The following is a 7,026-nucleotide window of genomic DNA, read 5'->3' as shown; positions in this document are numbered from 1 at the left end:
ACCTATGTCCATATAGGCCCCGGCATGCGCCCCTTTAAGCGCCTCGATAAGAAAGTCGATCTCTTCGCCTAATTGGATAAACTATTACTGCCTCGTCCCTAAGGGATGTTAAAGGGTGGGCTTAATATTATGTAGCTATTCAGGTGGGTTCGAAATAATGCTCACCCAAAAGGCGAAATGATCAGTTTGCCAGCCTATATACGATGGCTGAATAGTTACAATATTATTAAGATGGATGTTATTAGGGAGGAGGTCCAATTTGGTCGCAGGGTTCTGCTTTTTATCGAGGCATCTAAAGCTCTTCGGGCAGTTTCCGCAACATACCTACGGAGTCTAAGGGGCGTGCACGAAATAAATTGCTGGAGTTTGGTTTTTTGGGTGCTTGCTTGGCGAGGCGAAAATATGGCGTAATAGCCGGCTATTGCAAATATTGTTAACGAAGGCAAGCGTGCACCCAGAAATTCAAAAACGGGAAGTTATTTCATGCGCGGCTCTAAGGCACTAATACTAGATATATAGGGTCGTACAGGTCTGTATCTTCACCCTGTTTTTATGTTTAAGGTGCTCCCATTCGGTGAGCTTGTGATTTCAACCTGTAATGCCATTTGTGCCTTCAACTCCGTTACATGGGAAATAATACCAATCATTTTCCCGCTGCTCTGTAGCTCCATTAATGTATCTATGGCGAGGTCTAGCGCTTCTTGATCTAAGCTGCCAAAGCCCTCATCAATAAACAAAGCATCTAATTGAATGCCGCCAGCATAGGCCTGCACAACATCGCTTAAGCCTAAGGCGAGTGCTAGTGCTGCTAAGAAAGATTCTCCGCCTGATAGCGTCGCGGCACTGCGAGTGACGCCGGTGTAATTATCTTCAATTAATAACTCAAGGCCAGATGCGCGATTCCCTTTGGCTCGGTCGTTATTGCGCAAAAGTCGGTAGCGACCTTTGCTCATTTTAATTAAGCGTTGGCTGGCCTCAATTAATACATCATCTAATAGCACGCCAAGCACAAAGCGCTGCAGGCTAATTTTTTGTGGATTTTTACCGTTAGCAACTTGGGCTAGGGTGCCCAGTAACTCAAACTCCTTATCGGCTGCTTGTCGTTGTTTTGCAATTGTATTTAATTTTTTATCCGCGCGTAATAGGTTTTCTAGGCTGGATTGTTGTTGTTGCCACTGGTGTTGTTGTGCTTGGTAGCGTTGTTCTGAAAGTTCAAAATCGTTACTGAGCTTTACTATGTCGGGGATAATCTGCCCTTCAAGTAACGATTCTTGATTATGTATTAAAGTTTCTAGTTGATGTGTTTTTTGGTTAAACGCATCAATGCGTTCCTTCAGGTTATTTTGTTGCACTTCGCTACGTTGTACTTGTGTGAACGCTTCTTCATTTGTAAAACCATTTTGTTCTAGTGCTGTATGCCAGCGGCTAGTTTCTTGTTCTGTTCGTTGCTGAAGTGATTGAAGGGCTTTTTCCTGCTCTTGCAGTGTAATGGTCTGCGTGTTGAGTTGTAGCTGAGCTTGCTCTAGTGCTTTTTGGCAGATGACTTCTTGAGCTTTAATGTCTGTAAGCTGTTTTTGATGCTGAGTAATGCGCTGTTGTAAGGTGGCGTTATCCCGAAGGTCTTCCGGTATTGTTTGTTCAAGCTGTTCTTTTTTTTCTGTGGCGCGAATGAGCTCAGTGTTTAGGTTGTGGCATTGTGCTTGCGCACTATTGCAGGAAGCTTCGGTGCCAGTAATTGTTTGTTGTAGTAACTCTATTTTTTTCTGTAGTTTTGGGATGTCATTAACTTGATGGCTAACGCTATTAATTTCATTAAGTTGAAGGTTGTATTGATTCTGTTCTTCTTCTAATGAATATTCGGGATTTCCTATTAGGCTATCTAATGCGGTCTTTTCTTTTAAAACTTGCTGTTGTTGTGCTTGTAGTTCAGTTAATGTGTGGTGCTGTTGGGCGTAGGCAGTTCGTAAATTTTCAAGCTGTTCGCGTTCCGCGTTGACTGTGTCGGTACTAATGATTTCTGCTGAATCGTATTGCGCTGGTGTTGGATGCTCTAGGCTGCCACATACCGGGCAAGGGTGGTTTTTATTAAGCGTGGCAGCAAGCACCGCTGCTTGTTGTGTATGCCAGTTATATTCTGTTTTATTTAAATTTTCTTTTTGTTGTAAGCCTTGTTTTTTCAGCACACTAAGTTTGCTTACGTGTTGGTCTATAATCGTTTGGTTGAGTTCAATGTTTGAATTAAGTGTAAGCCATTTTTCGCGTTGCTGAATTCGAACCTTCTGCTTTTCGCTTTCTGCGATAAGTACGGGTAGTTGATAGCTAACTTTTTCCCATTCAGTGAGTGTTTTCTCTGTTTCATTGAGTGATTGTTTGTGGGTGGTTAGCTTTGATGTTTCTTTTTGAAGCTGCTCATTAGCGCTGTTATATTTTTGCAGTAACAAACGGTATTGCTCTGTTGCATTATTTAGGTTGGCAACATTGGGCTGTAACTGCTGTAAACGAAATATCTCGGCGCTAATGGGTTCGGATGTTGTAACAGCTTGCTGAGCTTTTTCTAGCGCAGACGTAGCAGCGGTAACGGCAGTGTGTTGGTGTGTAACGCTGTCCTTCAATACGGAGGTTTCTTGCATTACTTGCTGTTTCTGCTGGTTAAAGCCATTAAGCGATTCTTTGATGTGACTAATTTTATCTGCCGATAAACTCTGCTGGAATTGTTGCTCAAGTAATTGTATTTCAGGCTTTTGGCTTAATGATGCAGCGTGTTCTTTTTGATGGTTCTTTAAAATTCCAAATTGTTTGTTCAGTGTGTCGGCTTGTTGCAGTGTGTTGTTGGTTGTGTCGCGCAAGACTTTATCTTGTTCGAGTGTTGTAAGTGCTTTTTGTGTTGTGATTTTTTGCTGCGCTAATAGTGTAACTAATGCATCATTATCTTCTGCGTTAATACTTTCTAATACTAACTTGTGCTCTAATTTTAATTTCTCGTACTGCGCTTCAATATGGCGAGCATTCTTAGTGAGCTGGTCTTGTAGCTGGGTGTAGATCTCTGTTTGGAACAGTGTGGTGAATATATCTTCACGCTGTTTTGAGTCTGCCAATAAAAATTCGCGAAATTTACCTTGCGGTAAAATCATCACTTGTCGAAATTGCTCAACATTTAAACCGAGTAGCTCGATAAGTTTCTGGTTAACTTGCTGCGCGCTTTTGCTAATGATTAACTTGCCCGTAATTTCGGGTGCAAAATCAATGTTGTCGCTTGTGCTGCCGAGGTGCCATAGCGAAGCTTCTGTTTGCTGCGTTGTTGTCCCTTCGCCGCGTGCTTTGGCGCGCTCTTGTGCTGGCATGCGATAAATACGATAAATTTCTTTTCCGATTGAAAAGATAAAGTTGACTTCAGTAGTGGTATTGTTATCGGCGTGGTCGCAGCGCATTTGTGCGGCATCGCGTTCTTTACCGCTGGTTTGACCATAAAGTGCGAAGCACATAGCATCGAGCAGAGTACTTTTACCGGCCCCAGTGGCGCCGTTAATTAGGAATAACGGGTATTGTCCAAGCTGTGAAAAATCTAACGTTTGTTGTTGTGCAAAAGGGCCAAAAGCTTGTAATGATAGTTGTAACGGTTTCATACTGACTTTTCGCCTTTAGCGGTGTTCGCATTGATATCTGTTAATACCTGCTCAAGATACTTTTCTTGCTCGCCGCTTAAACTTGCCCCTTGTAGCTCTTGGTAAAAATCTTGAAACATGGCTAAGGTATTTTTTTGTAAGCGTTGGGTGCCTTGGGGCAGTTGCTGTTCGCGCTGCAAAAATGTTTTTTCCAATAGCAATACGTTTGGGTAAGCGCTGCGCAGTTTGGCCATTGCATCTAAAATCGCATGTTCGTCTGTGAGGGTGATTGCAAGATAATCTTCGCGATGAGGGTCGCTTTTACCGTTGGCGATTAAATCTCCGATTTTCCCCGTTAGGGTACGCATATTACGTAAGGGTTTAATAGCAAGCTGTTGGCTTGTTGCCGCCCGCCCTTTTTGTAGCTCGACGAGCGTTACCGCCTTGTTGTGGTTTTCTTCAGAAAAGCTGTATTTTAAGGGTGACCCGCTGTAGCGAATGTGGGCTGCTCCACGCTGCTGCTGGCCATGTAAGTGGCCAAGAGCGACATAATCAAAGTTTAACATCGGCGACGCTGAAACACGGTCGGCACCGCCTATGGATAGCGGCCTTTCTGAGTCACACGCATCGGCACCATCGACAAAACAGTGGCTCATCAGTATTTGAAAATCGGTAGGCGTTGGCTGCGATAAAATCTGTTCCAGCATATGGCGCTGTGCTTGATCAAACGTTGTGCAAGGGATTTGAAAGTCGCTGCGTATTTGCTCGGGCGTATGGTAGGGAATGCCGTAGATGGCAGTCGTCTCATTGGCACTTTTAATAATGACGGGCTTGTGGCTGTCTTTAAGTTGGTGAAGGATATGAATATTCTGGTTAGCTAATTGACGCGCACCAAAAGCCAGGCGCTCAGGACTATCGTGATTGCCGCTGATTAATATAACGGGAATGTTATGGGTATGACTTAAGCAATGCAGTGTTTCGTCGAGCAGTGCAATAGCGCTGGCGGGAGGCACAGCCCGGTCGTAGATGTCACCGGCTATTAGCACCGCATCGACAGCATGCTCTACGGCAAGAGCAACGATTTGAGCCAGGGCATGCGCTTGGTCCTCTAGCAGAGAAACATTGTGAAAAAGCCGGCCAAGATGCCAGTCGGATGTGTGCAAAAACTTCATACGCAGCGCCAAAAATTGACGACAGTACCTGTTGGGCTGCGGCTTAGCAAGTGGGTGGCTGTGCAGTGAGGGGTGAGGGGTAAGGGGGTTCAAGTTGTCCACACAGTTTTAATCGCTTAAGTCGCCTCTCCGTTGCTGGCGCTACATGTGCGCTTAATATCTATGTAGTGGATTGCTGCAATATATCTTTGGGTTAACTCTGCATTGGATGCTTGAGGGGCTTAATCAAGATAATCCAAAATCACAAATTTATCTCTAGAGGATTCTCGCCCAGCATTTTCACAAATCCAGTTATTGATTGCTGTTGCATGCCGGTTGGTGTTGATGATGAAAATATCGGCACGTTTGATTTGTTCGATAGCTTCCTGCGGCAGGTAAACCGGTATTGGAGATAGGTAGTTTGATTTTCTTGGGTCGGCATCAACAATGGTTGTGGTTTGGCTTAATGGAGTGTCTGTGAGCAATAAGCTACAAATTTCGTTGGCTGCCCAAATGACAATATTTTTATCCGAATCTTTTAGCAATAATTGTGCAGAGGCAATGCGATCATGAAAAGCTTCGATTATGGAGCGGCCTTCACGCATGTAGGCCCTAGCTTGTAAGAGTTCAAAGTTGTTGGTGGTTTCTTGTGGGGTGCTTAGTTTTGTTGTTTTTTGAAATACCGCAACAAATCCAAAGCCGCGGCTACACTCTAATAAGCTTATGTTTGTTGTTTCTAGGCCGCATCGTTTTGCCAGTGCCATGAGTGTGGCGGGGGAGAAATGATTGAGGTGCTCATAAAGCATTAAGCCGGCAGGGTCTTTAGGGTACAGATTAAGGTTTGGAACCTCGATAATTAAAAAGCCATTATCGATGAGTAAGCTGTAGCAGGTCTCTAAAAAACTCTTTGGGTTGGGGATATGTTCCAATACAAAATAGGATGCAATAATTTCCTGGCTGTTTTGGGGAACGTCGGCGAGGGTGTTATAGGTGCTGCTACAGTCTTCGTTTAGTTCTACGGTTTCAATGTGGGTTATGACGCTAGATAGTTTATCTATGAACTCTGGTGAATTGTTGCTGCCAGTTTCAAGGTAACGGGTAGCTTGTATTTTTGCCTGGCAGAACTTAATAACGTTTAGGCGTTTGTCGATAGAGTAGTCAATTTCTTGGCCGGCATAAATGCTGAAAGAGTCCCCATAATAAAGCGCTAGACTCTCATCTGTAGGAACCGGTGAGACAAAAGCAAAGCCACATGCTTGGCAGATAACGTTATTTACCGTCCACTGAAAGCTATTGTTCCGGGTTTTGCATGTACGATCGTAATTCCAAACCTGCTCCAGCTCTTGGCTATCGCAGCAATCGCAATTACGCGCTTGGTATTCCATTTTCTTCACGCTTCACTCCTCTTTGTGTATGGGCATTAAGGTGACTAAAGACACTCAGCTACTGTATAGACTTATAGACCAAGTTGCTTAATAAGCAAAGCCGCGGGTATATCCGCCAGAGTGGTATGGTGTTCTGTATTTGGTGTGGCAGTAACAGGTGGGTGGCGAAGATGACGCCTTTCCTGTGCCACTGTGTGGCCCCTGATGTAGAGGGTAGGGCCATTTGTTAATTTCGAACGTATTATGGGCAGTAAAGCGCTGGAGGGGATGTTGCCTTCCGTTATTTGGACCGAGTTAGAGTAAGGCTAAGGGTATGAAGTTATTCAACCTATTTAATCGTAAAGGCAGTGAGCTGGAAGCGCTTCAAAAAGACTATGACAGATTACTCAAGGAGGCCATGAGTGCGCAGCGTAATGGTGATATAAAAAGCTATTCCGAAATCACCAGCAGGGCGGAAGCTATAGGGGTGCGCTTGGATAAGTTGAGGGCAGAGTAGACAAATATATTAAGTAAGTGGGAGCTTCTGAGGTTGCTACATAGCTATGATTGTAATTAATCGCGGCCTCTCAAAGTGGTGATGCATGAGCATCATTCCTTCGAGAATCGTCTAGGTCAATGTCTCCGTTGGGGGGAGAGTCCGGGCCGCATGCTAGAAAAAAGGTTCGACTGTCTTTACGCGGAGGAGCTGTTGAAGTACACAGGGGGAATAGTTGGCGCCCCTTAGAGCTCTTCACTGTTAGATCGAACTAGATGTCCCGTTTTTATAACAGCTACGAAAACAGTAGGCTTATTCTCGCACTTTCATCCGAAGGTGCTGGCTTAATCCTTGATTGATAATTTACTAAAAACAGGCCCAGCAATATAAGATACAGCGTTGGGCTTTTTTCT

At 44.3% G+C, this 7,026-nt stretch carries 4 protein-coding genes; 1 reads left to right on the top strand and 3 read right to left on the bottom strand.

Features of this window, described 5'->3' with window-relative positions; all coding sequences use genetic code 11:
• Nucleotides 1–539: 539 nt before the first annotated feature.
• From AC3A8L_RS18550 to AC3A8L_RS18540, 3 genes are all read right to left on the bottom strand, one after another.
• Nucleotides 540–3,623: an AAA family ATPase gene (locus AC3A8L_RS18550; RefSeq protein WP_487963767.1), complete on the bottom strand. Its 3,084-nt coding sequence runs from the start codon at nucleotides 3,621–3,623 to the stop codon at nucleotides 540–542.
• Nucleotides 3,620–4,774: an exonuclease SbcCD subunit D gene (locus AC3A8L_RS18545; protein ID WP_487963766.1), complete on the bottom strand. Its 1,155-nt coding sequence runs from the start codon at nucleotides 4,772–4,774 to the stop codon at nucleotides 3,620–3,622. The genes AC3A8L_RS18550 and AC3A8L_RS18545 overlap by 4 nt, the downstream gene beginning before the upstream one ends.
• Before the next feature lie 221 nt (nucleotides 4,775–4,995).
• A complete protein-coding gene (locus tag AC3A8L_RS18540; protein WP_487963768.1) occupies nucleotides 4,996–6,138 on the bottom strand; it encodes a methyltransferase domain-containing protein in 1,143 nt (380 codons plus the stop codon).
• A 313-nt stretch (nucleotides 6,139–6,451) separates the two neighbouring features.
• Here AC3A8L_RS18540 and AC3A8L_RS18535 point away from each other — a divergent pair, with 313 nt between their 5' ends.
• On the top strand, nucleotides 6,452–6,634 hold the full coding sequence (locus AC3A8L_RS18535) for a DUF6435 family protein (protein ID WP_487963765.1): 183 nt from the start codon (nucleotides 6,452–6,454) through the stop codon (nucleotides 6,632–6,634).
• Nucleotides 6,635–7,026: the final 392 nt, after the last annotated feature.

Source organism: Marinagarivorans sp., assembly GCF_982758155.1.
This window is presented reverse-complemented; position numbering and strand designations above follow the sequence as displayed.

What these genes read in the sequence shown, in the direction of transcription:
- AC3A8L_RS18550 (WP_487963767.1), bottom strand. Translation starts at nt 3,623, where the DNA reads ATGAAACCGTTACAACTATCATTACAAGCTTTTGGCCCTTTTGCACAA.
- AC3A8L_RS18545 (WP_487963766.1), bottom strand. Translation starts at nt 4,774, where the DNA reads ATGAAGTTTTTGCACACATCCGACTGGCATCTTGGCCGGCTTTTTCAC.
- AC3A8L_RS18540 (WP_487963768.1), bottom strand. Translation starts at nt 6,138, where the DNA reads ATGGAATACCAAGCGCGTAATTGCGATTGCTGCGATAGCCAAGAGCTG.
- AC3A8L_RS18535 (WP_487963765.1), top strand. Translation starts at nt 6,452, where the DNA reads ATGAAGTTATTCAACCTATTTAATCGTAAAGGCAGTGAGCTGGAAGCG.